The 22,804-nt window shown below is 57.5% G+C and carries 20 protein-coding genes and 1 tRNA gene; 9 read left to right on the top strand and 12 right to left on the bottom strand.

Features of this window, described 5'->3' with window-relative positions:
* Positions 1–12: 12 nt before the first annotated feature.
* The 3 genes from J7400_RS11075 to J7400_RS11065 all read right to left on the bottom strand — a co-directional run bounded on the left by J7400_RS11075 (position 13) and on the right by J7400_RS11065 (position 3,677).
* Positions 13–1,212 carry a branched-chain amino acid ABC transporter permease gene (locus J7400_RS11075; protein WP_209063126.1) on the bottom strand — a complete coding sequence of 400 codons (1,200 nt, stop codon included), beginning with the start codon at positions 1,210–1,212 and terminating at the stop codon, positions 13–15.
* 3 nt (positions 1,213–1,215) lie between these two features.
* Positions 1,216–2,247, bottom strand: coding sequence for a branched-chain amino acid ABC transporter permease (locus J7400_RS11070; protein WP_209063124.1), 1,032 nt, complete (start codon positions 2,245–2,247; stop codon positions 1,216–1,218).
* A gap of 77 nt (positions 2,248–2,324) precedes the next feature.
* Complete coding sequence (locus J7400_RS11065) at positions 2,325–3,677, bottom strand: substrate-binding protein (RefSeq protein ID WP_209063122.1); 1,353 nt, start codon at positions 3,675–3,677, stop codon at positions 2,325–2,327.
* A gap of 229 nt (positions 3,678–3,906) precedes the next feature.
* Between J7400_RS11065 and J7400_RS11060 the strand changes: the two genes are divergently transcribed.
* The 5 genes from J7400_RS11060 (at position 3,907) to J7400_RS11040 (ending at position 10,052) form a co-directional block, all read left to right on the top strand.
* Entirely contained in the window at positions 3,907–5,208 is a 1,302-nt protein-coding gene (locus J7400_RS11060; RefSeq protein WP_209063120.1) for a helix-turn-helix transcriptional regulator, read from the top strand.
* An 81-nt stretch (positions 5,209–5,289) separates the two neighbouring features.
* A complete protein-coding gene (locus J7400_RS11055) occupies positions 5,290–5,673 on the top strand; it encodes a response regulator (protein WP_209063118.1) in 384 nt (127 codons plus the stop codon).
* Entirely contained in the window at positions 5,670–5,942 is a 273-nt protein-coding gene (locus tag J7400_RS11050; RefSeq protein ID WP_209063116.1) for a hypothetical protein, read from the top strand. Before J7400_RS11055 ends, J7400_RS11050 begins: the two co-directional genes overlap by 4 nt.
* The gene (locus J7400_RS11045) at positions 5,942–8,632 is read left to right on the top strand and encodes an ATP-binding protein (protein ID WP_209063114.1); all 2,691 of its coding nucleotides are present in this window, start codon (positions 5,942–5,944) and stop codon (positions 8,630–8,632) included. Before J7400_RS11050 ends, J7400_RS11045 begins: the two co-directional genes overlap by 1 nt.
* Positions 8,633–8,717: 85 nt before the next feature.
* Positions 8,718–10,052 (top strand): flagellar motor switch protein FliM, encoded by a 1,335-nt coding sequence (locus J7400_RS11040; protein ID WP_209063112.1) that lies wholly within the window; start codon positions 8,718–8,720, stop codon positions 10,050–10,052.
* Between the two features lie 65 nt (positions 10,053–10,117).
* Here J7400_RS11040 and J7400_RS11035 read toward each other — a convergent pair whose 3' ends face one another.
* From J7400_RS11035 to J7400_RS11020, 4 genes are read right to left on the bottom strand one after another with little or no spacing between them, the layout of a single operon-like run.
* Positions 10,118–10,546 carry a TIGR01244 family sulfur transferase gene (locus tag J7400_RS11035; protein ID WP_209063109.1) on the bottom strand — a complete coding sequence of 143 codons (429 nt, stop codon included), beginning with the start codon at positions 10,544–10,546 and terminating at the stop codon, positions 10,118–10,120.
* A gap of 9 nt (positions 10,547–10,555) precedes the next feature.
* Positions 10,556–10,990: a DUF6691 family protein gene (locus J7400_RS11030; RefSeq protein ID WP_209063107.1), complete on the bottom strand. Its 435-nt coding sequence runs from the start codon at positions 10,988–10,990 to the stop codon at positions 10,556–10,558.
* Positions 10,990–11,415: a YeeE/YedE thiosulfate transporter family protein gene (locus J7400_RS11025; protein ID WP_209063913.1), complete on the bottom strand. Its 426-nt coding sequence runs from the start codon at positions 11,413–11,415 to the stop codon at positions 10,990–10,992. Before J7400_RS11025 ends, J7400_RS11030 begins: the two co-directional genes overlap by 1 nt.
* Positions 11,416–11,458: 43 nt before the next feature.
* Positions 11,459–12,322: an MBL fold metallo-hydrolase gene (locus J7400_RS11020; RefSeq protein ID WP_209063105.1), complete on the bottom strand. Its 864-nt coding sequence runs from the start codon at positions 12,320–12,322 to the stop codon at positions 11,459–11,461.
* A gap of 177 nt (positions 12,323–12,499) precedes the next feature.
* Here J7400_RS11020 and J7400_RS11015 point away from each other — a divergent pair, with 177 nt between their 5' ends.
* Entirely contained in the window at positions 12,500–14,566 is a 2,067-nt protein-coding gene (locus tag J7400_RS11015) for an enoyl-CoA hydratase-related protein (protein ID WP_209063103.1), read from the top strand.
* A 24-nt stretch (positions 14,567–14,590) separates the two neighbouring features.
* Here the strand turns inward: J7400_RS11015 and J7400_RS11010 are convergent, their stop codons facing one another.
* Positions 14,591–14,806 carry a hypothetical protein gene (locus J7400_RS11010; protein WP_209063101.1) on the bottom strand — a complete coding sequence of 72 codons (216 nt, stop codon included), beginning with the start codon at positions 14,804–14,806 and terminating at the stop codon, positions 14,591–14,593.
* 282 nt (positions 14,807–15,088) lie between these two features.
* Here J7400_RS11010 and J7400_RS11005 point away from each other — a divergent pair, with 282 nt between their 5' ends.
* Entirely contained in the window at positions 15,089–15,352 is a 264-nt protein-coding gene (locus tag J7400_RS11005) for a DUF2312 domain-containing protein (RefSeq protein WP_209063099.1), read from the top strand.
* 79 nt (positions 15,353–15,431) lie between these two features.
* On the opposite strand, the gene J7400_RS11000 is transcribed toward J7400_RS11005, so the two are convergent.
* Positions 15,432–16,307: a hypothetical protein gene (locus J7400_RS11000; RefSeq protein WP_209063097.1), complete on the bottom strand. Its 876-nt coding sequence runs from the start codon at positions 16,305–16,307 to the stop codon at positions 15,432–15,434.
* 183 nt (positions 16,308–16,490) lie between these two features.
* Between J7400_RS11000 and J7400_RS10995 the strand changes: the two genes are divergently transcribed.
* Positions 16,491–18,101, top strand: coding sequence for an iron ABC transporter permease (locus tag J7400_RS10995; RefSeq protein ID WP_209063911.1), 1,611 nt, complete (start codon positions 16,491–16,493; stop codon positions 18,099–18,101).
* Positions 18,102–18,412: 311 nt separating this feature from the next.
* Here the strand turns inward: J7400_RS10995 and J7400_RS10990 are convergent.
* Both J7400_RS10990 and J7400_RS10985 read right to left on the bottom strand, forming a co-directional pair.
* Positions 18,413–19,170, bottom strand: a protein-coding gene (locus tag J7400_RS10990) for an IS5 family transposase (protein ID WP_209063095.1) whose coding sequence is annotated in 2 segments (ribosomal slippage) — positions 18,413–18,849 and positions 18,849–19,170 — 759 coding nt in all. Because the reading frame shifts where the segments join, the coding sequence is not laid out codon by codon here.
* Between the two features lie 305 nt (positions 19,171–19,475).
* The gene (locus tag J7400_RS10985; protein ID WP_209063093.1) at positions 19,476–21,254 is read right to left on the bottom strand and encodes a hypothetical protein; all 1,779 of its coding nucleotides are present in this window, start codon (positions 21,252–21,254) and stop codon (positions 19,476–19,478) included.
* A 311-nt stretch (positions 21,255–21,565) separates the two neighbouring features.
* Between J7400_RS10985 and J7400_RS10980 the strand changes: the two genes are divergently transcribed.
* Positions 21,566–21,641 (top strand) — tRNA-Thr (locus tag J7400_RS10980).
* 121 nt (positions 21,642–21,762) lie between these two features.
* Here the strand turns inward: J7400_RS10980 and J7400_RS10975 are convergent.
* Positions 21,763–22,794 (bottom strand): recombinase zinc beta ribbon domain-containing protein, encoded by a 1,032-nt coding sequence (locus J7400_RS10975; RefSeq protein WP_209063092.1) that lies wholly within the window; start codon positions 22,792–22,794, stop codon positions 21,763–21,765.
* Positions 22,795–22,804: the final 10 nt, after the last annotated feature.

The following is a 22,804-nucleotide window of genomic DNA, read 5'->3' as shown; positions in this document are numbered from 1 at the left end:
CTTTCCGTCTCCTTATTCTGCGGGTTCCGTGGAGGCCTTGGGGCCGTCCTCATCAGAGGCTTTCTTGCCGCGCAGGGCGCGTGCAAGGCGTTGGCCGCCTTCGACCAGACCACCAGGCAGATAGATCACCACCAGCATGAAGAGAATGCCGAGGGTTAGGTGCCAGCCTTTGCCGATGAAGGGGTAGATCAGGGTGATCACGAAGTCCTCAAGACCATCAGGCAGGAAGGCGAACCACTGGTGCAAAACGTCCTTGTTGATCTTGGACAGGATGTTTTCCATGTATTTGATCGCACCTGCGCCCAGAACCGGACCGATCAGCGTGCCAACACCACCCAGGATGGTCATCAGCACCACCTCGCCCGACGCTGTCCAGAACATGCGCTCGGGGCCAACCTGTGTGTCCATCGCCACCAGCAGGCCGCCAGCGAGGCCAGCATACATGCCGGAGATCACGAAGGCTGCCAATGTGTGGGGGCGCGGGTTCAGACCGGTGTAGGACATGCGGGTCTGGTTGGATTTGATCGCGCGCAGCATCATGCCGAAAGGAGAGCGGAAGATGCGGATGGCGAGGTAGAAGCTGGCAAGCATCGCAATCGCCGCGATGTAGTAGCCTGCGTTGAAGGTGAAGAGCCAATCGCCCACGTTCAGCTCAAAGCTGGCGCGCATGTCCATGCCAAAGAGGTTGGCACGGCCGATTTCGCCTTCTTCCAGATTGGAAAGCAGCGGACGATCGGTGGATTTGATCTGCAGGCCGGTTTCACCGCCAGTGATCGGCGTCAGCACCGAATAGGCCAGCGCGTAAGACATCTGCGCGAAGGCGAGCGTCAGGATCGAGAAGTAGATGCCCGAGCGGCGCAGGGTGATGAACCCCACAGCCAGTGCAAAGATGCCAGCCACGACAATGCCCATGAAGATCGCAGGGATCACATTGAGCGAGATGAGCTTCATCATCCAGATCGCGCCGTAAGAGCCCACACCCAGGAAGGCGGCGTGACCAAAGCTGAGGTAGCCGGTGAGGCCAAAGAGGATGTTAAAGCCGATGGCAAAGATGCCGAAGATCACAAAGCGCTGCATCAGGTCGGGGTAGCCCGCGTTGAATTGCGCCATGCCGGAGCTTTCCGGGAAGGGGTTTAGGATGAAGGGTGCCAGCAATGTCAGCCCGGCAACCACCAGCAGAAGCTGGAAATCTTTCTTTTCGAGACCGAGCATTGGTTATTCCTCCATGACGCCCTTGCGGCCCATCAGGCCCCGTGGACGGGTCAGCAAAATGATGATGGCAACGAGGTAGATGATGATCTGGTTCAGGCCCGGAAGGACTGCCAGAACCTCGCGCATGGATGCAAAGCTCTCGAGAATGCCAAGCAGGAAGCCGGCGAGCACGGCGCCGGGCAGGCTGCCCATGCCGCCCACAACCACAACCACGAAGCTCAGGACCAGGAAGTCCATGCCCATGTGGTAGTTCGGTGAGTTGATCGGCGTGTACATGACCCCGGCGAGCCCTGCGACCGCAGCGGCCAGACCAAACATGATGGTGAAGCGGCGGTCGATGTTAATGCCCAGAAGGCCCACGGTTTCGCGGTCTGCCATGCCAGCGCGCACAACCATGCCAAAGGTGGTGAATTGCAGGAAGGCAAACACGGCACCGATGATGATGGCGGCAAAGACAAAGTAGATGATGCGCCAGTAGGGGTAGATAATCAGATTGGGGTCAAAGCCAAGCGCTGCGCCAAAATCAAAAGACCCGGTGAAGGCCTGAGGGGCCGGGGTCGGGATCGGGTTTGCGCCGTAGAAATACTTGATCACTTCTTGCAGCACGATTGCCAGACCAAAGGTCACAAGGATCTGGTCGGCGTGTGGACGGGTGTAGAAGTGTTTGATCAGGCCGCGCTCCATGACAAAGCCGATCACCATCATGACCGGAATGGCAAAGAGGATCGACAGGGGGACGGCCCAGTCAATGATCGCGTCGCCCGTTGCCTGGCCAAAGAGATCATAGACGTAGGGCACATCCACCTTGGCTGGGTTGCCCAAAAAGTCGGTCTTGGTCTCATCAACCACGGTGTAAGAAAGTGTCAGAATGCGGCTGAGGGTCACAGCGCAGAAGGCGCCGATCATGAACAGGGCACCATGCGCAAAGTTCACGACCCCAAGGGTGCCAAAGATCAAGGTCAGGCCGAGAGCGATCAGCGCATAAGCTGAGCCCTTATCAAGGCCATTCAGAATTTGAAGGATGATTGCTTCCATCGGTCCGTCCCTATGTTGTCCGGAGAGGCCGGTTAGGCGTGAGGGGCGGGCACAATAAAGGCCCGCCCGTAAAGCGCTTAGGCGCCGTTGTTACAGCTGCCCAGAGAGGCTTCTGCGCCACCCATCTGTGGGTGATCAGGCTGGTACATGACCTGCTCAACCGGGGTGACTTCAACGATTTCCAGAAGGTCGAACTCGGAGCTTGGGTTCTCTTTACCCTTCACAACCAGCACGTCTTTGAAGCACTGGTGGTCGGCGCCGCGATAGAGCGTCTTACCGTTGCCCAGACCGTCGAACTCATAGTCTTCCAGAGCTTCTGCCACGGCACATGGGGCAAAGGAGCCCGCACGCTCAACCGCATCCGCATAAAGCAGGGTCTGCACATAGGTGGTGTGCGCGGCCTGAGATGGCGGGAAGCCATATTTGGTGCCGAAGGATTTCACGAAAGCTTTGGAGCCCTCATCGGTCAGCGACCAGTGCCAGTTGGTGGAGCCGAAGATGCCCTTCACGTTGGCACCCGCACCCTTCGCCATCAGGCGGGAGTAGAGCGGAACGATGATCTGGAAGTCTTTGCCGTTCACCTGCTTGTCACGCAGACCGAATTGAACCGCGTTGGTCAGCGAGTTCACCATGTTGCCGCCGTAGTGGTTCAGAACCAGCGTGTCGGCACCAGATTGCAGAACCGGCGCAATATAGGAGGAGAAGTCGGTTTGCGTGAGTGGGGTTTTCACCGCGGCAACGGTTTCCCAGCCCATGGCTTCGGTGGAGGCTTTCACGGCCTCTTCTGTGGTGTAACCCCAGTTGTAGTCCGCTGTCAGGTGATAGGCTTTACGGTCTTTGCCGTATGCGCCTGCGAGCACAGGTGCCAGCGCTGCGCCGGACATGTAGGAGTTGAAGAAGTGACGGAAGCCGTTGGCTTTGCGGTCTTTACCGGTGGTGTCGTTGGAGTGGGTCAGACCCGCCATGAAGATCACGCCGGCCTCTTGGCAGAGCGCCTGCACAGCCACGGCCACACCGGAGGACGAGCCACCTGTGATCATGATTGCGCCGTCTTTTTCGATCATCGACTTGGCAGATGCGCGCGCCGCGTCAGATTTGGTCTGGGTGTCGCCGGTGACGAACTCGACTTTCTTGCCGAGGATACCGTTGCCTTGCAGCGCCTTGGAGCTGAAGGTGTTCATCATGCCGCCATCGCCGCCGCCGTTGAGGTGCTCAACTGCCAGCTGGTAAGCGCGCAGTTCGTCCGCCCCTTCGTCGGCGTATGGACCGGTCTGAGGCACGTTGAAGCCCAGAGTCACGGTGCCGCCGGTGGGTTCGTTGGTGAACGCGTGAGCAGACTGCGCCGTAAAGATGGTTGGCAGAGCCAGACCGGCGCCGGTAACAGCGCTCGTCTTAAGCAAGCCACGACGTGTAAAGTTGCTTTTGGACATATAATCCTCCCGTTATGTAAAGTGCGACAGGGGCTCCTCTTCCCCGGACGTCGCGCGCACAGATGTGCAGTTTCATTATCGAAGGCGGCTCGAAAATTTCGCAACAACTGCTTTTCTTGTAACAATTTTTTTGTAAAGTAATTCGCACTGCTGCGCAGCAATTTGTAAACAAATTATTCTGCGACGCAGAAGGTCATTGTTTTTGAAGCGAAACGTCGGGGAGGACGTGATGCCACAAAGCGGATTGGCGGGGAGCCGTATACGTGAGCGGCGCTTGGTTGCAAAGGTGCGGCAAGCGGAACTTGCTGAACGTGTGGGAATTTCTGCGAGCTACCTCAACCTAATCGAGCATAACCGGCGTCGCATCGGCGGGAAGTTGCTAAACGACATCGCCAAGGCGCTGGATGTGGAACCTTCTTTGCTGAGCGAGGGGGCGGAGGCGGCATTGCTGGCCACATTGCGGGAGGCGGCGGCGGATGCGGAGGGGGCCTCACCCGAGGTGGCGCGCAGCGATGAATTTGCTGGACGTTTTCCCGGATTTGCGGCGCTAATTGCGGAGCAGCACCAGAGGCTGCGCAGTCTGGAACATACGGCGGCGACGCTGACCGACCGGCTGACGCATGACCCGCATCTGGCGACCTCGGTGCATGAAATGCTGACCATGGTGACGGCAATCCGCTCTACGGCGGGTATTCTGGCGGAAACAAAGGAGATCGAGCCGGAATGGCGCAACCGGTTTCACCGCAACCTGAACGAAGACAGCCAACGGCTTGCCGAAGGCGCGGAGCAGTTGGTGTCTTATCTGGATGACGCAGGGGATGCGCGGGCGGGCATGACGCTGCCACTGGAGGAGGTGGAGGCCATGTTGCAGGCCCATGACTTTCAGTTTGATGCGCTGGGCGAAGCCTCGTTTGAAACCTTGCAGGCTTTTGTTGCCAATCAGCCGTTGCTGACCACAGAGGCGGCGCGGGACATGGCGCTGGGCGTGGTGCGGCAGCTGCGGGCGGATGCTCGGGATTTGCCGATGGAGATGCTCGCGCGTCATCTGAAAGACGGTATGGTGGAGCCGACCTGGCTTGTCAGTGAAACCGGTGCGTCGCTGAGCGCCGTGTTGCGGCGGCTGGCGGCGGTCTCTGATGCGCTGCTTGAGCGCCCGCTTGGGCTTGTGATGGCGGATGCCTCCGGCACACTTATGTTGCGCAAACCGGTGGAAGGCTTTGCGATCCCGAGATTTTCCGGCGCTTGCCCGAAGTGGCCGCTGTTTCAGGCGCTGTCACGTCCGATGCAGGCGCTGCGGCAACGGCTGACCATGGCAGGTCGGGAGGCGCGGGATTTTGACTGTTATGCGGTCTCTGAGCCTGTGGGCCAGATACAGGTGAATGTGGCACCGCTGTATCACGCATATATGTTGATTGTTCCGCTGGACGTGAAAGATGACACCGGGGCCCCGGTTGGCTCCTCCTGTCGGGTCTGTCCGCTGGAGCTCTGTGACGGCCGCCGGGAGCCCTCACTTTTGGCCGCGCGATCATGACGCAAGAAATCCTCTTGGCTTTTGCCAAGCGCACGCTAAAAATGGACCACCGTTTGTGGACTTTCGGGGAGGGGAGGCTGCATGGGCAAGAATGTTCTCGTCATTGAAGATGAGCCCAATATCATTGAAGCAATCAGCTTTATTCTGTCGCGGGACGGCTGGACTGTGGCGACCCATTCCAACGGGCATGATGCCGTTGGCGTGGTGACTGCGGCGTTGCCGGATGTTGTGATCCTGGATGTGATGCTGCCTGGCAAGAATGGCTATGACATTCTGCGGGAGCTGCGTGAGGCTGAGCTCACCAAAGGCATTCCGGTGCTGATGCTGACAGCCAAAGGGCAGGTCAAAGATCGTGAGATGGCCGCGCGCGCAGGCGCAAGCCGGTTCATGACCAAACCATTTTCCAATGCCGAAGTGCTGGATGCCGTGCGGGAGCTGGTGGTGGGTGAGCAGCAGGCTCAATGAGCGATCGGCCCAATATCCCGTTTCTGGAGCGGCAGAGCTATCGCCGTCGCAGGTTGATTGACACCGTTCGCATGGTGCCTGTTGTGGGCGCTGTGCTGTGGGCGGTGCCGTTGCTGTGGCCCACCCCTGAAGATGGTGCAGGCAGCGTCGCCAGCTCGGACGCCATCATCTATATCTTTCTGGTCTGGTTTGCGCTTGTGCTGCTTGGGGCTTGGTTTGCCTTTCTGATGAAACGCAGTGATGCGCAGGAGGAAGGTGGGGGGCGCTGATGGGGGCGTTAAACATCCTCGTAGGCGTTTGCCTGATCTATGTCGCCTTTCTGTTTGCGGTGGCTTTTGGTGCGGAGCGTGCGGCGCTCAACGGCAAAGGCGGCTGGCTGCGCAGTCCGCTGATCTACACGCTGTCGCTGTCCATCTATTGCACCGCCTGGACGTTTTATGGCGCGGTTGGCTATGCGGCGCGCTCCGGGTTGGAGTATCTGACGATCTATATCGGCCCGTCACTGGTGGTGATCGGCTGGTGGTGGTTGCTGCGCAAACTGGTGCGCATCGGGCGCAGTCAGCGCATCACCTCGATTGCGGATCTGATCTCCTCGCGTTACGGAAAATCCAATATGCTCGCGGTTGGGGTAACCATTCTCGCGGTGGTTGGCACCACGCCCTACATCGCGCTGCAGCTGCAATCTGTCACCGTGAGTTTTGGCGTTTTCTCAGATGCTTACGGAGCAGAGTTGACGGAGATTAATCACGGTAACAACGCTCTGCTGGTGGCCTGCGGATTGGCGCTCTTCACAATTGTCTTTGGCACGCGCAATCTTGATGCCAATGAGCGCCACCACGGTGTGGTCATGGCAATTGCGGTGGAGGCGATTGTCAAACTCTTCGCGCTTCTGGCGGTTGGGGCCTTTGTGGTCTGGGGCGTCGCGGGCGGTGTGAGCGATATTTTCGAGCGGATTGACGCCAGCAAGATCGGTCAGTGGGACATGCGCGGTGACCGCTGGGCGACGCTAATCTTTCTCTCGGCGGCCGCATTTTTGTGTCTGCCGCGGATGTTTCAGGTCATGGTGGTGGAGAATGAGGACGAAGATCACCTGCGCACGGCAAGCTGGGCCTTTCCGCTTTACCTGATGGTGATGAGCCTCTTTGTGGTGCCGATTGCGGTGGTTGGCCTTGATATGATGCCGCCCGGAGCCAACCCTGATTTCTTTGTGCTGACCGTGCCGCTGGCGACGGGGAATGACGGGCTGGCGATGCTGTCGTTTCTGGGCGGGTTTTCCAGCGCGACCTCTATGGTGATTGTCGCCGCGCTGGCGCTTTCGACCATGGTGTCCAACCATATTGTCATGCCGATCTGGCTGAGCGCGCAAAGCGGGGGCGCGACCGTGTCTGGCGATGTGCGCCATGTGGTGCTGTTGTCGCGCCGGATCTCGATCGCGGCTGTTGTCTTTCTGGGCTACCTCTATTTCCGCCTGTCCGGCGGAGGGGCGGCGCTGGCCTCCATCGGGTTGATCTCTTTTGCCGGTGTGGCGCAGTTCCTGCCGGTGCTGATTGGCGGGATTTTCTGGCGCGGGGCCACGCGCACCGGCGCCTTTGTGGGTCTAAGCGTGGGCTTTCTGATCTGGGCCTACACGCTGTTGCTGCCCAGCTTTGGGACCGGAACGCTGATCGGCACTGCGGTGCTGACAGAGGGGCCGTTTGGGCTTGGCTGGCTGCGGCCACAGGCGTTTTTTGGCATCACGGGGATGGACCCGCTGGTGCATGCGATCTTCTGGTCGATGCTGCTGAACACGCTGAGCTTCTTCATTGCTTCGCTGGTGGGCTTTCCCTCACCACTTGAACGGCTGCAGGGAGCGCAGTTTGTGAATGTGTTTGAGCACAGCCGCACGCCGCAGAGCTGGAGCGGGAGTCTTGCGCAGAGTGAAGACCTGATGGTGATGGCGCAGCGCATCATTGGCGCGCGGGAGGCGCAGCGGTTGTTTGAGCGCGAGGCGCGTCGGCAGGGCTTGAGCGGACTGGTGCCCGAGCCGTCACCGGATTTCCTTGCGGTGCTGGAGCGTGAGCTGGCGGGTTCTGTGGGCGCGGCGACGGCCCATGCGATGATCGGGCAGATTGTGGGCGGTGCCTCGGTGTCGGTGGAAGACCTGATGGCGGTGGCGGATGAAACCGCGCAGATGATGGAATATTCCTCGCGGCTTGAGGCGAAATCTGAAGAACAGGCGCGCACCGCACGGCAGTTGAGGCAGGCCAACGAGAAGCTCACGCAGATCTCGGAGCAGAAGGATGCCTTCCTCAGTCAGGTCAGCCATGAGTTGCGCACGCCGATGACCTCTATCCGTGCCTTTTCGGAGATTTTGCGCGACAGTGACCGGCTGAGTGCGAAGGAAAAGGTGCGCTACAGCTCGATCATCCACGATGAGGCGATCCGCCTGACACGGCTGCTGGACGATCTGTTGGACCTGAGTGTTCTGGAAAACGGACAGGTGAGCCTGAACGAGCAGACCGGCGTGCTGGGCGATGTGCTTGATCATGCGCTGTCAAGCGCGCTGACGGGCAATCAGACCGTCGAGCTTCGGGTGATGCGGGATCTTCTGTCGGAGAAAGTGACCCTGACCACCGATCTTGATCGCCTCAGTCAGGTCTTTATCAATCTTATTGGAAACGCTCAGAAATATTGTGATGCGCCAACGCCGAAGCTGCATATCTCGGTGCAATACGGGCAGGGGCAGCTGGTGATTGATTTTATCGACAATGGCAGCGGTATTTCCAAAGCGGATCAGGCGGTGATCTTTGAAAAATTCGCCCGGACCGGTGAGCAGAAAGTCAGCGGCGCGGGGCTTGGATTGGCGATTTGCCGAGAGATTATGACCCGTCTGGGCGGCTCTGTGGACTACCTGCCGGGACAGGGGGGCGCAGCCTTTCGGGTGATCCTGCCACAATCCGCAGCGCTCGCGGCACAATGACCGGTTTTTGAAGGCGTTTTAGCGGCTTCGTAGAGGGGCTGTTAACCTTATTGGGGCAAATCTGCCATGGAACGGATCCACAAATATGGCAGTGATGAACATGGGCGAGACCAAAGGCAGCTCCATTCTCAGACGTAAGGCAACGGACGGCAGCACCGAGCATCAGGCACGGGCGATGTCGCCGACCAAAGCCATGCGGCTTGGGTTGGCCAAGGCTGCTGAGAAGGGGCTCGATCTGGCGCTGGATGTGACCAAGGTGACCCACACCACGCTGCCGCACCGTGCGCTGCAGGAGATTCTGGATGAAGAATCGCTGCTGGCCATTCTGGAAGGGCAGAACGGTGAGCCCGGTGCCATGGCTGTGGATATGCAGGTGCTCGCCGGTCTGGTGGAATTCCAGACGCTGGGACAGGTGATCCCGAAGCCGGTTGTGGATCGTGTACCGACCCGTGTGGATGCCGCATTGATCACCCCGTTGATGGAAGATGCGCTGATGCGGTTTGTCCGCAATCTGGGCGAAGAGGGCGAGCCGCCAAAATGGTTGCAGCACTATAAGTTTGGCGCGATGGTGGCGGACCGGCGGACCTTGTCGCTGGGCATGATGGCGCAGGACTACCATATGTTCGTAATGGACATCACGCTGGAGCATGGCAAGAAAACCGGCACCATGGCGTGGATTTTCCCCGACATCGAAGTGCTGGTTGAAGGCAGTGACGAGGAAGAGAAATCCGGTGCTGAGAAATTCCAGAGCACGGTCAAACAGGCAACCACCACGCTGAATGCGGTGATCGGCAAGGTTTCCATGCCGATTGCGCAAATTCAGGGCTTGCAGGTTGGCGATGTGCTGAAACTTCCGGAAGATCCGATCAAATCCGCCAAGCTGGAGGCTCTGGGTGGTGAGGTGATCGCGGATGCCCGCATTGGTCAGCTCGACGGGATGCGTGCGGTCTGTGTGCCGGGGCTTGCTGGCGCGGCGCTGGCGAGCGGTCTGACGAATGGCCTTGCAGGCGCATCTGATATGGGCGGTCTTCCCGGAATGGATGAGCCTGCCATGCCTGCAATGGGCGGTATGCCAGATATGGGCGGCGATTTGCCTGCCATGGGTGGCATGCCTGATATGGACACTCCGGCCCTGCCAGACCTCAGCGGCGGCGGCCTTCCTGATCTCGACGGCGGCATGCCGGACATGGGTGGGGACCTACCTGATCTGGGTGGCGGATTGCCCGATCTTGATGGCGGTGGTCTGCCTGATCTTGGTGGCGACCTGCCGGATCTGGATTCTATGGGCGGCATCGGATTGGATGCGGACAGCGGGGAAGATTTTGGCGGGTTGGACGATCTGGATGATCTTATCAATCTGGGCTCAGATGATATCGGTGATCCGATGGCGCTGGCGGATCTGGATCTGCCCGGCACATAAGTCCGGCCGTATACCCAAAGAAAAAGCCCCGATCAATCGGGGCTTTTCTATTTTTAATCAAATTCTTATTTGTTGTTTTTGATCTGATCGAGATGCGGTTTTAGACCGGAGAGATCGTAGCCGCCCTGCGCGGCAGCGTTGACGATGTCTTCAGAGGCCATCTCGCCCGCATGTGCCAGCGCCCAGCAGATCGTGGAGCGCGTGCCGGAGCGGCAGTAGGCCAGAACTTTGCCTTCGCAATCCGCAAGACTGTCGCGCTGAAGCGCCTGACGGTCTTCGGTCATGGTTTCCATGGTCAGCGGGTTGACCACATATTTCAGACCAGCTGCCTCGGCGGCGGCGCGCATGGTTTCGCTGTGCTGGTCCGGGCCGACTTCGCCGTCGGGCCGGTTGTTGATGACAAGTCCAAAGCCAGCATCGGCAAGGGCGGCGAAGTCTGCTGCGTCAATCTGAGGCGCGGCAAAGAAGCGGTCGGTGATCTGACGAATATCCATGCGGATTGATTACTCGGCGGGAACCGCTCTGTCTAGCTGCGCGCGTGCAAATGGGGTGAGGATCATGCCGGCGAGCATCGCGGCAAAGAACACCCAATGCGGCCAGCCGCCATAGCTGAGAGAGGCTACCGCAGGGCCGGGGCAGAGGCCCGCCAATCCCCAGCCAACCCCAAAAAGCACAGATCCCACAACAAGATTGCGGCCAAGTTTCGGCTCTGGCGGTTTGGGGAAGGTGCCGCCAACCAGTGGCTTGCGCCCCTCAGCGATGCGCCAGGCGATCGCCATGGGGATGATGGCACCGCCCATCACAAATGCGAGTGTCGGGTCCCAAGCGCCAAAAACATCGAGCCAGCCCTGAACTTTGGCGGCGTCGGTCATGCCGGAGAGAAAGAGGCCCGTGCCAAAGAGGCCACCGGCGAGAAACGCGAGCAGGAAACGGGGCATCAGATCACTCCCAGAAGATGGCGAAAGAGCGCGACGGTCAGGCCGCCTGCGAGGATGTAGAACACAGTGGCCACAATCCCGCGCAGTGACAGGCGGGAGATGCCGCAGACGCCGTGGCCGGAGGTGCAGCCATTGGCCATACGTGTGCCGATGCCCACGCAGAGACCGGCGGCAACCAGCACCAGCAGGTTCTGGGTCACATGGGTGTCGACCGGACCCGCCACAGGCAGCAACAAAAGCGGCAGGGCAAAGACCCCCAGCAGAAAGATCGCCCGCTCTGCCCAGTTGCTGCGTCCGGAGCCGTCGACCAGCCCGCCAAGGATGCCGCTTGCGCCCATGATACGGCCGTTGCCGAGCAGAAAGACCGCACCACCGGTGCCGATCAACAGGCCGCCAGCCAGCCCCCAGAGCCAATCGGCGGGGATCGCGTTCAACATGTGTTTTCCTTTTCTTACAGTGCCTTGAGGGTCAAAGCTTATTTATGGGAACCTTGAGGTAGACATCGCCATCCTCATCCGGTTCCGGCATTTGGCCTGCGCGCATGTTCACTTGCAGCGAGGGGATGATGAGTTTGGGCATCGAGAGCGTTGCGTCGCGGGCATCGCGCATGGCGACAAAGCTTGCCTGATCCGCCTCGGCCCCCACATGCACGTTGTTGGCTTTCTGCGCGGCGACCGTGGTTTCCCAGGCAAATTCATCACGTCCGGGGGCTTTGTAGTCGTGGCCGACGAAGATGCGGGTGTCATCCGGCAGGGAGAGGATTTTCTGGATCGATTGAAAAAGATCCTCAGAGGAGCCGCCGGGGAAGTCACAGCGGGCGGTGCCGAAATCCGGCATGAACAGTGTGTCGCCTACAAAGGCCGCATCGCCAATCACATAGGTCATGCAGGCCGGTGTGTGGCCAGGCGTGTGCAGAACATCACAGCGCATCTGGCCGATCATGAAGCTGTCGCCCTCAGAGAAGAGCTGGTCAAACTGCGAGCCGTCGCGTTGAAATTCGGTGCCTTCGTTGAAGATTTTCCCGAAGGTGTCCTGAATGAGCGTGATGTTTTTGCCGATGCCGATTTTGCCGCCAAGCTGTTCCTGAAGGTAGGGGGCGGCGGAGAGGTGATCGGCGTGGACGTGGCTTTCCAAGATCCAGTCGACCTTCAGCGCGTTGGCTTTGATGTGCGCAATGATCGCATCTGCGGATTTTGTATCGGTCCGCCCGGCGGCGTGGTCAAAATCCAGCACGCTGTCGATGATGGCGCAGGCGCTGCCTTCCGGGTCTTTGACCACAAAGGAGACAGTGTTGGTCGCATCATCAAAGAAGGCGGTGACGTCTGGCTTCATTAGAATTCCTCCATAGGATGCACATATAATAAAAACCGCATATGTTTCAAGGGTGGTGTGCAGGTCTATTTGCTGTCAAAAAATGCGCGGCGGCGATCTCAGGCTTGCGTGAGAGGGGCAGGCCGCTAAACTCTGAAAACACAAAGACTTGCACCATAAGATTGTCAGGGTTGAGGCATGACGCAGTTGCTAGACTATCGGGTTGAGGGCGGGGTGGCGATCCTTTCCCTGTCAGAGCCGCCATCGGACGCGCGGGGCGCGCCTGTGCGCCAGGCGGTGCAGGAGGCTGTGGCGCGCGCGCTTGAGGATCAGATGGTTGGGGCCATTGCCCTGATCGGCGCGGCGGGCGATTTTGCCGGTGGCAGCGATTATGCGGAGATTGGCGCGCCCAAAAATCCTCTGCGGCTTGGCGATCTGTGCAACATGGTTGAGGCGGCGGGTAAACCGGTGGTGATCGGATTGAGCGGTGCTGTTGTGGGCAGCGGATTGGAGTTTGCGCTGGCATGTCACTATCGCGTCGCGCATCACACCGCGCAATTTGCCATGCCGGACGCGGCGCTTGGGGTGATCCCCGGCGCGGGGGCGACGCAGCGGTTGCCACGATTGATTGGCGCGGATGCCGCGCTGAAGCTGTTGTTGGCGGGGGCGGTGCTGCCTGCAAACGCACCAGAACTGGAAGGTGCGGTGGATGAAGTGGCTGAGGGCGATATCGAGGAAGCCACGGTTCTTTTTGCGCTGACCTGCATTGCCCAGTTCAAACCAGCGAGACCGACGCGGGAGGCGTTTGAGCAGATCAGCGACTTTGCCGGACATCAGAAATCCATTGAGAGCTGGCGCAAACGTCTTGCCGCGCAGGGGCAGGATGCGGGGCACGCGATTGTGGAATGCGTGCGGGTTGCGCCGTTGTTGCCGTTTGATGTCGGCTTGGATTTTGAGCGGGATCGTTTTGAAGAGCTGCTGAATGGCAAGCAGCGCGCGGCATTGCAGCATGTGGCACTGGCGGAGCGCCGAGAGGTGCGCTTGTCGGAGCTGCTGGAGGAGGCGCCTCGGGAGATCAAGACGCTTGGTGTGATTGTCGGGCGTGACCGGTTGGGCGCGGAGCTGGCGCTGGCGGGGCTGCGCTCCGGCTTTGAGGTGGTGATGGTGGCGCAGGTGCCTGCCGCACTCGATCTGGCGCAAAAACGCCTTGAGGCGGTGCTGCACCGGCAGACGGAACGCGGGCAGGTTTCAGGCGCGCAGGCAGATGCCATGCGGGCGGCCTTGTCGACGCCCCAAGATCTGGTGGCGCTGAGCGCGGCGGATATGGTGATCGAAGCGGTGGGGTTGGGTCAGGAAGTGTCCCGTCAGTTGGTGGCCCAGCTCGATGGTATTGTGGATGAAGGTGCGCTCATTGTGGTGCATGACCCCGCTGCACCGCTGGAGACATTGGCGAGCGCGACGGAGAATCCGGAAGATCTTTTAAGCCTTTACGTGCCGAACCTCTACCTGCGCACTGCCGGTGTGGAGATCGGGGCTGGGGCGCAAACCGGTGGTGCTGCGATGGCCACCTGTTTTGACGCGCTGAGCAAGATGGGCTTTTTTCCGGTGACGGCCAAGGCGCAGGCCGGGCTTGTCGGACAGACCCTGATGGGAGCCTGTATTCGCGCGGCAGAGGAGCTTTTGCGCCTTGGGGCCGACCCTTATGAGATCGACCGGGTGATGCTGAGCTGGGGCATGGCGCGTGGGCCGTTTCAGGTGGCGGATGCTTTGGGGCTGAATGCGCCGGGGTTGCGCATTGCCGGGGCCAGCCTGTCTGCGTCGCTTTATGGCAATGGGCGCGAAGGGCGCGATATGCGCAAAGGTTGGTATCTCTATTCGATGGAGCACCCGCTGGGAGAGGCCGATGAGGCCGCCCGCGATCTGTTGGCGGTGGCACTGGCCGAGGACGCGCGGCCCTTGCCCAAGACCAGCACCAAAGAGGCGGAGATCACACGCAGTTGCCTTGCGGCCATGGCCAATGCCGGCGCCAAGCTTTTGCGGCAGGGCGTTGTGAAAACGCCTGCGGAGATTGACGTGGCCATGATCCACGGCTTCGGTTTTCCGCGCTGGCGCGGTGGGCCAATGATGGCGAGCGATCAATTGGGGCTGATCCCGCTGCGCACGCAGCTGCGGGTTCTGGCAGAAGGCGACGCGGAATATTGGCAGCCCGAGCCACTATTTGATGAGTTGATCAAACAGGCGCAGGGATTTGACTCGCTAAATTGAGCGCGATGGCGCCGGGGGCGGCGGTCAGGAGAAGGAAATTCCGACCATCACCACCATGAGCCCGATCACGGAGAGAAACAGCGCGCCCATGTTGAGGGGGACAACCTTCTGAACTGCGGCGCGCAGCTCTTCGTCCGAGAGGCCCGCGCGTTTGGCCTTGGCGACTTTCACGATGGAGAGCATGAGGCCCAGCAGACCAATCAGCGACAAGAGGGCGCCGCCCCAGATCATCCATTGCATGTGGTGTTCCTTCAATTGCGAGGCCGGGCCGTTGGGGCCGCGTCAGCCGTGAAAAGCGCCTAGCGGATTGTGGGGCAGGGATCAAGCATGGGCGCGCCTTGTGCGACAAACCGGGGCAGAGGCCGCATGTTGCGAGAGAATTGGCCGATGCGCGCGGAGTGCCCCTTGCATGGCGGCGCGCTTTGCGGTCTATACGAGCCTTATTAATTGGCGTCTGAGCAGGCGTCGTGGGTGTTGCGGGAGGTCCCGAACACGCGCATCAGGCAAGACAAGAGGTCACTTATGAGCGAAGGCACATCGTCAGACTCCCAATACAGCGTCACCGGTCAGGAGCTGAAGCAATTCATCGAGCGCGTGGAGCGTTTGGAAGAAGAAAAGAAAGAAGTGTCTGAGCAGATCAAAGAGGTCTTTGCTGAGATGAAGGGCCGTGGATTTGATGTGAAGGCGATCCGCACTATACTGCGCGAGCGCAAGCAGGATCCAAACGACATTGCCGAGCAAGAGGCGGTGATCGACATGTACAAAGCGGCGCTTGGCATGGGGTAAACTGCGCAGTCGCAGAGTTTGCACGGATTGGAACGGCTCCTTTTTGGGGGCCGTTTTGTTTTTGAGCGCGTCGATTGGCTTACGGGTGGATCAGGGTCACGCCGGGGATGCGCTCGATGCGGAAGACATCTTCGTCATAGGCGTCTGACATGGCGTCCACCATCGCCTCGGTCCAACCGGGCAGGTCGAGCTCTTCTTCGATCTCATCTTCCAGCGCAAACTTATCCAGAAACGCCGCATAGACCCGGCGCTTCTGAATCTCGGTGAGGCCGGGGTGCTCCGCAAGGAAAGTGTTCAGACGCGCCATGCCCTCTTCGCTCATGATGTTTTGCAAAAGCGACGTGCCACCCTCAATTGGCGTGTTGGGATCAAGCCCGGCCATTTCGCGCAAAATCTCTTCCCAGATCAGCGGGGTGTCTTCGTTGCACCAGATGGTGACCGGCATATGCGGCACGGCCTCGCGCACATTGAGGATCAGATCTGACCAGCGCAGTTGAAGCGGGTCACAATTGTCGGTGACTTCCTCGATGCTGTGCTTGGGCGAAGCTTTGACCAGCGCGGGTACAAAGGTGGCCGGATTGCGAATGGAGATGAAGATCTCGATGTCCTCGCCATAAAAAAGCGAAGACATCGTGCGCAGCCGTTCCGGTGCGGCGGGAAACAGCATGTTGTTGCGGATGGCGCGGCGGGGCACGCCGAAGAAATTGTCGTTGGACAGGATCAGCCGGTCAGGCTTTGCGTCACCAATCATGCCGGACATGACTGCGCCTTTGAAATCCGTTGCCATCACGGATTTGCTCATCTCTCCCAGCGTGTCGCGGATCTGGCGGCGATAGGTGCTGGGCGGCGGCAAAGCGATGCCGTGATCGGCCAGCAGCGCCTTGTTCTGGTTCAAGCTGCCCAGGAGTTTGCCTTCGTCTGTGTAGTGCGCGCCCGCATGTAGGACAATCTGCATGTTCTTTTTCGTTTTTGGATTGTGCTTGGCACAAGTATAGCTTCGTTTCTGGACAGTGAAACCAGATTCAGGCAACAGAAGGGCGCGAAAAAGGAATACACCGTGAAAACTCCCGCTCCCTCGACCTCTTCCGGCGCTGATCCGGCCCTCGCAGCCACCGGTGGCAAGCCCAAGCGCCTGCCCATGGTGGACCCTTGGTCGGCAGGGGCATTTTTGATTGCCGCTGTTGTGCTGGCGCCGATCCTGGCGGTGGTGTGGATTGCCTTTCATCCGGTGGAAAACATCTGGCCGCATCTGCTGTCCACCACCTTGCCACGCTACATGCGCAACACGTTGGTGCTGATGGTGTCGGTTGGGGCGCTGGCCGCCACCATGGGGGCAACCACCGCCTGGCTGGTGACACGTTACCGCTTTGCCGGGGTGCGCTGGATCCAGTGGGCGCTGCTGTTGCCATTGTCGATCCCGGCCTATGTGGGCGCCTATGCGCTGGTGGATTTTCTTGAATATGCTGGCCCGGTGCAAACCGGCCTGCGCTCCTTGTTTGGGTGGCAGACCAGCCGGGACTACTGGTTCCCGGAAATCCGCTCCATGGGGGCGGCGATCCTGGTGCTTTCGGCGGCGCTGTTTCCCTATGTCTATATTCTGGCGCGCGCTGCGTTTCGCGAGCAATCCGGTGCGGGCGAAGAGGTGGCGAGATCGCTTGGGGCAGGGGCCTTTGCCCGGTTCTGGCGCATTGGTCTGCCGTTGGCGCGCCCTGCTATCGCTGCCGGCACCGCCATCGTAATGATGGAAACGGTGAATGATTTTGGCACGGTGGATTATTTTGCGGTGCAGACCCTCACCACAGGGATTTTCAGCGTCTGGCTGGAAAGCAACAACGCGGGTGGCGCGGCGCAGCTTTCGAGCGTGGTGCTGATGCTGGTGATTGTGCTGGTCACTATGGAGAAAATCAGCCGCCGCAAGGTGCAGTTCTTCAGCCTCAGCACCCGGCACCGCGCACCTGAGCGTGCCCAACTGACCGGAGCGGCCGGCGCCTTGGCCTGCGTGTTCTGTCTGTTGCCTTTTGCCATTGGTTTTGTGCTGCCTTTTGCGGTGATCACCCATCAGGCGATTGGCAATCTGGATCGCTGGCAGGATCCCGCACTTTTGACCGCGCTTTTTAACACGCTGCGTGTGGGCGGCATCGCAGCCTTTGTCACGGTGACCGCAGGGGTGTTCATGGTCTATGGCGTGCGCCTGTCTGGCCGCAGCCTGCCACGCCTGCTGCTGCCGATCACCACCATAGGCTATGCCGCCCCTGGCGCCGTGCTTGGCGTGGGGATCTTGATCCCACTGGCGACCATCGACCACTCTCTGGCCGATCTGATGGAAGCGGTCACAGGCGGCCCTTCAAGGCTGCTTTTGACCGGCACATCATTTGCTTTGATTCTGGCCTATTGCGTGCGCTTCTTTGCGATTGCGCAGGGGGCTGCAGATGGCGCGATGGGGCGAGTCGCCCCAAGCCTGCCCATGGCGGCGCGCTCCTTAGGCCGCAGCCGCGTTCAGGTGCTCTGGGAAGTGTATCTGCCGCTGGTGCGGGCCTCCATCGGCTCCGCGCTTCTGCTGGTGTTTGTGGACTGTGTGAAAGAGCTTCCGGCGACGATGCTGCTGCGGCCTTTCAACTTTGATACATTGGCCACAAGGGTGCATGAGCAGGCTAGTCTGGAGAACCTGGGCGACGCCAGCCCGGGGGCGATTTTGATCGTTTTGGTGGGGCTTGTGGCGGTTGGTTTGCTGGCCCGTGCAAATCGCTGAAAAAACCTCTTGCAGCTCCCGCGCCAAACCCTTAGAGGAAGCGTCAGTGCCCCTATAGCTCAGCTGGTAGAGCAACTGATTTGTAATCGTGTGCGGCACCTTCATTTTTTCTTTTAAAAACAAGGGCTTGCCTGAGTTTCCATTGTAAAATGACACTCTGGAAATCCCGAAGTTTTCAGTTATTTTGCGTTAACCCTGTGTTCCACTGTAAAATGACAAAGTGGCAACATTGTCTGTTTGGCACATTAGTTTCGGCGATAGAATGGTTTGGTGTTCAGACAGCATTAGGCAATGGTGCCTAGGGTCAGGACTCATAGCCAGTAGATAACAAGTGCCGCGAGGGCGATGGCTGACAGAAAGACTTTCGGGCATCTGTCGTATCGCGTTGCGACACGCCGCCAATCCTTAAGCCTGCCGAACATGATCTCGATCCGGTTGCGCCGTTTGTAGCGGCGCTTGTCGTATTTCACCGTCGTCTTGCGTTGCTTTCGACCAGGTATGCAGGGGCGTATCCCCTTGTCTTTCAACGCTTCTCTGAACCAGTCGGCGTCGTATCCACGATCCCCGAGCAGCCAGTCCACATCCGGCAGGCTGCTCAGCAGCGCCCGTGCACCGATGTAGTCGCTGACCGGCCCGGCGGTGACGAACAGGTTCAGCGGACGTCCCTGGCTGTCGCAGATGGCGTGCAGCTTCGTGTTCATGCCGCCCTTCGTACGACCGATCAGACGTCCACGCCCCCCTTTTTGACGCCCATGCTGGTCGCGGTACGGTGAGCCTTCAGGTAGGTGGCGTCGATCATCACAGTCTTCTCTTCTCCGTGTTCGGCGGCCAGACCGGCCATCATTCGGGCAAAGATGCCTTTGTCACTCCACCGTTTCCAACGGTTATAGAGCGTCTTGTGTGGGCCATAGGCCGAAGGGGCGTCGCGCCATCTCAACCCATTGCGATTGATGAAGATAATGCCACTCAGCACCCGACGATCATCAACGCGTGGTTTGCCGTGGGACTTGGGGAAGAAGGGCTCAAGACGCGCCATCTGCGCATCCGTCAGCCAGAATAGATCAGACATAAGCACCGCTCGTTTTTGAGCCGTGAATCATGCTGCCAAAGGGAAATCAATGGGTCCTGACCCTAGCCTATTCGTTCATTTTCAACCACTGTGAAAGCGTTGTTACTTCCCCATCTCCAGTTCGGACTTCGATTGGAGTGTGTGGTCGTATGATGATTGCGCCGTCGGGGCGCATTTCAATTTCAACGTCCATCTCTTTTGATATTTCGGCCGCGGCTTTAAGTTGTTTCCGCGAAATTTCGTGTTTTACCACCATTGTGGTTTTGACATGGGGCAAAAACTGCTAGCTCGAAGAAGCTGAATGATCATGCTAGAGCGCCTGCAACTGCAAAGGAAAGGGCCTCTCTTGATTGGTTCTCTGTGAAATCCCCGAGTTTTGATTTGTGTTCTTTGCAAAGCGCCATGCAGAGATCAAACAACGGATTGATTTCAAGGATGTCAAATTTTTCGCAGGTGGTTACCAGCATCGAAATCAGAGCCTTGAAATAGCTGTACGCATTCTCGGTCAAATATGGCGTGGAGATGTCCGATGTTGCCTTATGTACGATGTTGTTTCTCGTTCTATAAATTCTGTAGATTTGCCATGAAACGCGCTGTTCGTGCTTTTCAATCTTGCTCCTAAGCGCGGACGTAGAATTTGCAATACGATCTAATTCCCCGGCTCGTTCCAAGAGAAGTTCGCTATCTTCAAAGATCGAAGTGAATTCGGACTTTATTTCAGGCTCCGCGTGGAAGATGCTCAAGAATTTATCGAACTTCCCATCTCCTTCACCGTTCCTATCGATAAATGTGTAGAAGGTGGACATATAATTTCGTGAAAGGTCGTTATAGAAACTCTTATACGTCTCGTAAATGTATTGACTGGTCGCCAAGGGTGCCACGTATTTTGCGAAATGAGTGATGTGGACAGACTTTTCGCCGTCTTTCATCGGGCTTGGAAGAATTGCTTCAAGTGCAGACCAAACCGACAAAAGGCGAGCATCTACCTCTACTGTGTTTGAGGCAGCAGATGCCGCTTGTAGCGCGCCGAACAATTTGCTTTGGAGCCCTGGATCTTTTCTACGGCCACCTGCGAAAGTAAAATTCATCATCTTTTCCACCAGTTTCTGATGGTCGCTTCTGTTCCGAGTTGGGTGACCCTCGTTAACGAAGTCTTTCAAAGAAACACGATAGACACCGCCTGTCTCGGCGTCGTGAACGTGAACGAATTTGATTTGGCTTCTCTTGTTTCCATCAGGGAAAACGACCAAGAATGAGTTCAAAATATCATTGATTATTTTGGCTGATTTTGCCGCGCTGAATGGATCCAGTCCATATACCTTTGGGAGGATAATATAGCTCGACTTTGTGTTTTTTATCGAATCTGGCAAGCAGTACTGGAAGTAATTCGGCAACTCTGCAGCCTTTTCGAAACGTGGCGCCTCAAGAGTGTTTGACCAGTATTCGCTTGTTTTTTTGTTGCACCGGATCAAAATCTCAAAATTCCTCCGCCTGGGAGTCGCCTCAGCAAAGAAATTCGAAACGTGTTCGATGGGGGCAGTATCAATTTTTGCGATAGTAAATGCTCGAATGGCCGATAGATGCACGTGCTCTCTAGAACTGCCGTTGCCAAGAAGATGAGTAACGTAGAGGTTGGCGCAGTCTTTAATGGCAGATTTTTCGCGAGCCTCGCTACTGCACAGCTCCAAAATCATTCTTTCTGCGGTTTTTTGATATTTTGGCGTAATCAATCGCGAGAAAATTCCTAGCGCGGCTTGAATGCTTTCGAGTGTGTCGGTCTTCTTAACGTCGATGGCTGACGGAGGAATTTTTTGTTCGAAAATAATCCGCTTAACAACCCGATCCACGGAAACTGAAGAATTAAACTCATCAATCATCGGCTCTAATGCCGGTTTTGAAACGATCTTCTTGCTCACTTCTGAAAGGTTTGCGCCAAGTTCTCGTGCTTTCGCTGACAGAGAGAGCGACTTGTGCCGATAGCTTTCAAACGAGAGTTTGTCAGTGAGTTCCAGCACAGCCTCCGCAAAAGTTTTGACCATCGCGCACTGATTACTGTTGCCCCATGTGTTTTCAAGTTTTTTCAATGAGATGCCCTCACAACTATATGGTTTCTTTGGCTAAAACGGCGAATGTGGCCAATTTGTTAGAGTAGGATACTCTCCATAATTGCAAGCGCAAGCCTAGAACTCTGCCCATGGGGTGCGTGTATTTGTTCACATGGCAGGCAAAAATCTCTGAGGATTCCGCGTTTTGGGACGTTGCCAAATCGGCATAGAAAAAAATCCATTTTGTACAGAAACGGGGCTTGCAGAAATTTTGCATGAGTGTAAAAGGTGCCTGCGTCTGTAAAACGGTCAGTTCGGCTGAAGGCGTAAGTTGTTGAAAAATAACGATTGCCCCTATAGCTCAGCTGGTAGAGCAACTGATTTGTAATCAGTAGGTCCGCGGTTCGAGTCCGTGTGGGGGCACCATTTCACTTTTTTCGCTGCCGAAGCCTTCCAACACTTTGAAAGGTAAGGCCGTTTTTGGTGTTCGATACCCCTCTTTTTTGCAGTATTTGAGAGGCTCTGAAAATGCCAGTCGAAGAACCGCTCACTTCCAGATGAAATCTGAATTTTTCCATATTTTATAGGGACTTCCGAGGAATCTGATTGATGGTTCGAACACATCCTTAAAGGCTGGCTGAGATTCACCCAGGTTGGCAGATTTTTGAGCTAACACTTCCTTTGTGCGCAGCAGATCCTCAATCTTTTTTTCGTATAGACCAGCAGCCGTGGGATTGGTCGCGTTGGCAATCATCTCAATGAAGTCATCAATCTTCTTTTCAACCTGTTTAATCTGCCTTTGATAGGCGCTTTGGTCAGTCTTTACTGATTTTCGCTTAGCCTCCCAGATGTCGTTGAACATAGCTTCGGCCGCAGTCAATAGCTCCTTTGAGGGCTCGAGTTTTTTGAGGAGCGCAACGAATTGATCTTCTATTACCTGCTTAGGGATGGATTTGCCTTTGTTTTCGCAGCCGCGTTTCTGACAGAGGTAGTAGGGGTAACTCTTTTTCCGCCCCTGAGACCAGCAACCAGTTAGGGGTCGTCCGCAACTGTCGCACAGGACCGAGCCCCTCAATGGGAAGTCTTCGCTGGTGTCCCGACGAAGGGTAGCTTTGGGTTTCGCGGACAGGCGTGCTTGGTTTTTTTCGAAGGTTTCGAGGTCAATGATGGGTTCATGTTTTCCTTCGCGGAACGGCACGTTCCATACTCGCCCCTCTCTACTTTTCATGTAACTAATGTAGCCCGCATAAATGGGGCGCGTGAGAAGGTCTTTTACCTTTTGGATCCGCACAAAGTCTGCAGATAAGGCGGCCATGAAGACTGGTTTGCTTTCGAAGAAGCGGGCCAATTCAGCCTGGTTTGCAAACCTTCCCGAGGAAAAGCCCTCCAATCCTTCTTTGAGAATAGAAGCGATGGGCTCATCCCTTACCAGTAGCAAACCATGGCCCATGGTATCTTCGTATTTGTAACCGATCGGAGCTCGAAATACCCAATATCCGCCCAAAAGGCGGGCTCTCATCCGGTCGAAGGATGTTTCGCCATTTCTTTGGCTGTGGTGTTGTGAAACAGCCGCCATCATGTTCTCGATC

The organism is Shimia sp. R9_2 (genome assembly GCF_017743735.1).
GTDB lineage: Bacteria > Pseudomonadota > Alphaproteobacteria > Rhodobacterales > Rhodobacteraceae > Shimia.
This window is presented reverse-complemented; position numbering and strand designations above follow the sequence as displayed.

Coding starts and splice junctions, on each gene's coding strand:
- J7400_RS11070 (WP_209063124.1), bottom strand. CDS start 2,247: ATGGAAGCAATCATCCTTCAAATTCTGAATGGCCTTGATAAGGGCTCA.
- J7400_RS11075 (WP_209063126.1), bottom strand. CDS start 1,212: ATGCTCGGTCTCGAAAAGAAAGATTTCCAGCTTCTGCTGGTGGTTGCC.
- J7400_RS11055 (WP_209063118.1), top strand. CDS start 5,290: ATGGGCAAGAATGTTCTCGTCATTGAAGATGAGCCCAATATCATTGAA.
- J7400_RS11045 (WP_209063114.1), top strand. CDS start 5,942: ATGGGGGCGTTAAACATCCTCGTAGGCGTTTGCCTGATCTATGTCGCC.
- J7400_RS11020 (WP_209063105.1), bottom strand. CDS start 12,322: ATGAAGCCAGACGTCACCGCCTTCTTTGATGATGCGACCAACACTGTC.
- J7400_RS10975 (WP_209063092.1), bottom strand. CDS start 22,794: ATGATGGCGGCTGTTTCACAACACCACAGCCAAAGAAATGGCGAAACA.
- J7400_RS11005 (WP_209063099.1), top strand. CDS start 15,089: ATGAGCGAAGGCACATCGTCAGACTCCCAATACAGCGTCACCGGTCAG.
- J7400_RS11065 (WP_209063122.1), bottom strand. CDS start 3,677: ATGTCCAAAAGCAACTTTACACGTCGTGGCTTGCTTAAGACGAGCGCT.
- J7400_RS11060 (WP_209063120.1), top strand. CDS start 3,907: ATGCCACAAAGCGGATTGGCGGGGAGCCGTATACGTGAGCGGCGCTTG.
- J7400_RS11040 (WP_209063112.1), top strand. CDS start 8,718: ATGGCAGTGATGAACATGGGCGAGACCAAAGGCAGCTCCATTCTCAGA.
- J7400_RS11050 (WP_209063116.1), top strand. CDS start 5,670: ATGAGCGATCGGCCCAATATCCCGTTTCTGGAGCGGCAGAGCTATCGC.
- J7400_RS10995 (WP_209063911.1), top strand. CDS start 16,491: ATGGTGGACCCTTGGTCGGCAGGGGCATTTTTGATTGCCGCTGTTGTG.
- J7400_RS11010 (WP_209063101.1), bottom strand. CDS start 14,806: ATGCAATGGATGATCTGGGGCGGCGCCCTCTTGTCGCTGATTGGTCTG.
- J7400_RS11015 (WP_209063103.1), top strand. CDS start 12,500: ATGACGCAGTTGCTAGACTATCGGGTTGAGGGCGGGGTGGCGATCCTT.
- J7400_RS11000 (WP_209063097.1), bottom strand. CDS start 16,307: ATGCAGATTGTCCTACATGCGGGCGCGCACTACACAGACGAAGGCAAA.
- J7400_RS11030 (WP_209063107.1), bottom strand. CDS start 10,990: ATGCCCCGTTTCCTGCTCGCGTTTCTCGCCGGTGGCCTCTTTGGCACG.
- J7400_RS11035 (WP_209063109.1), bottom strand. CDS start 10,546: ATGGATATTCGTCAGATCACCGACCGCTTCTTTGCCGCGCCTCAGATT.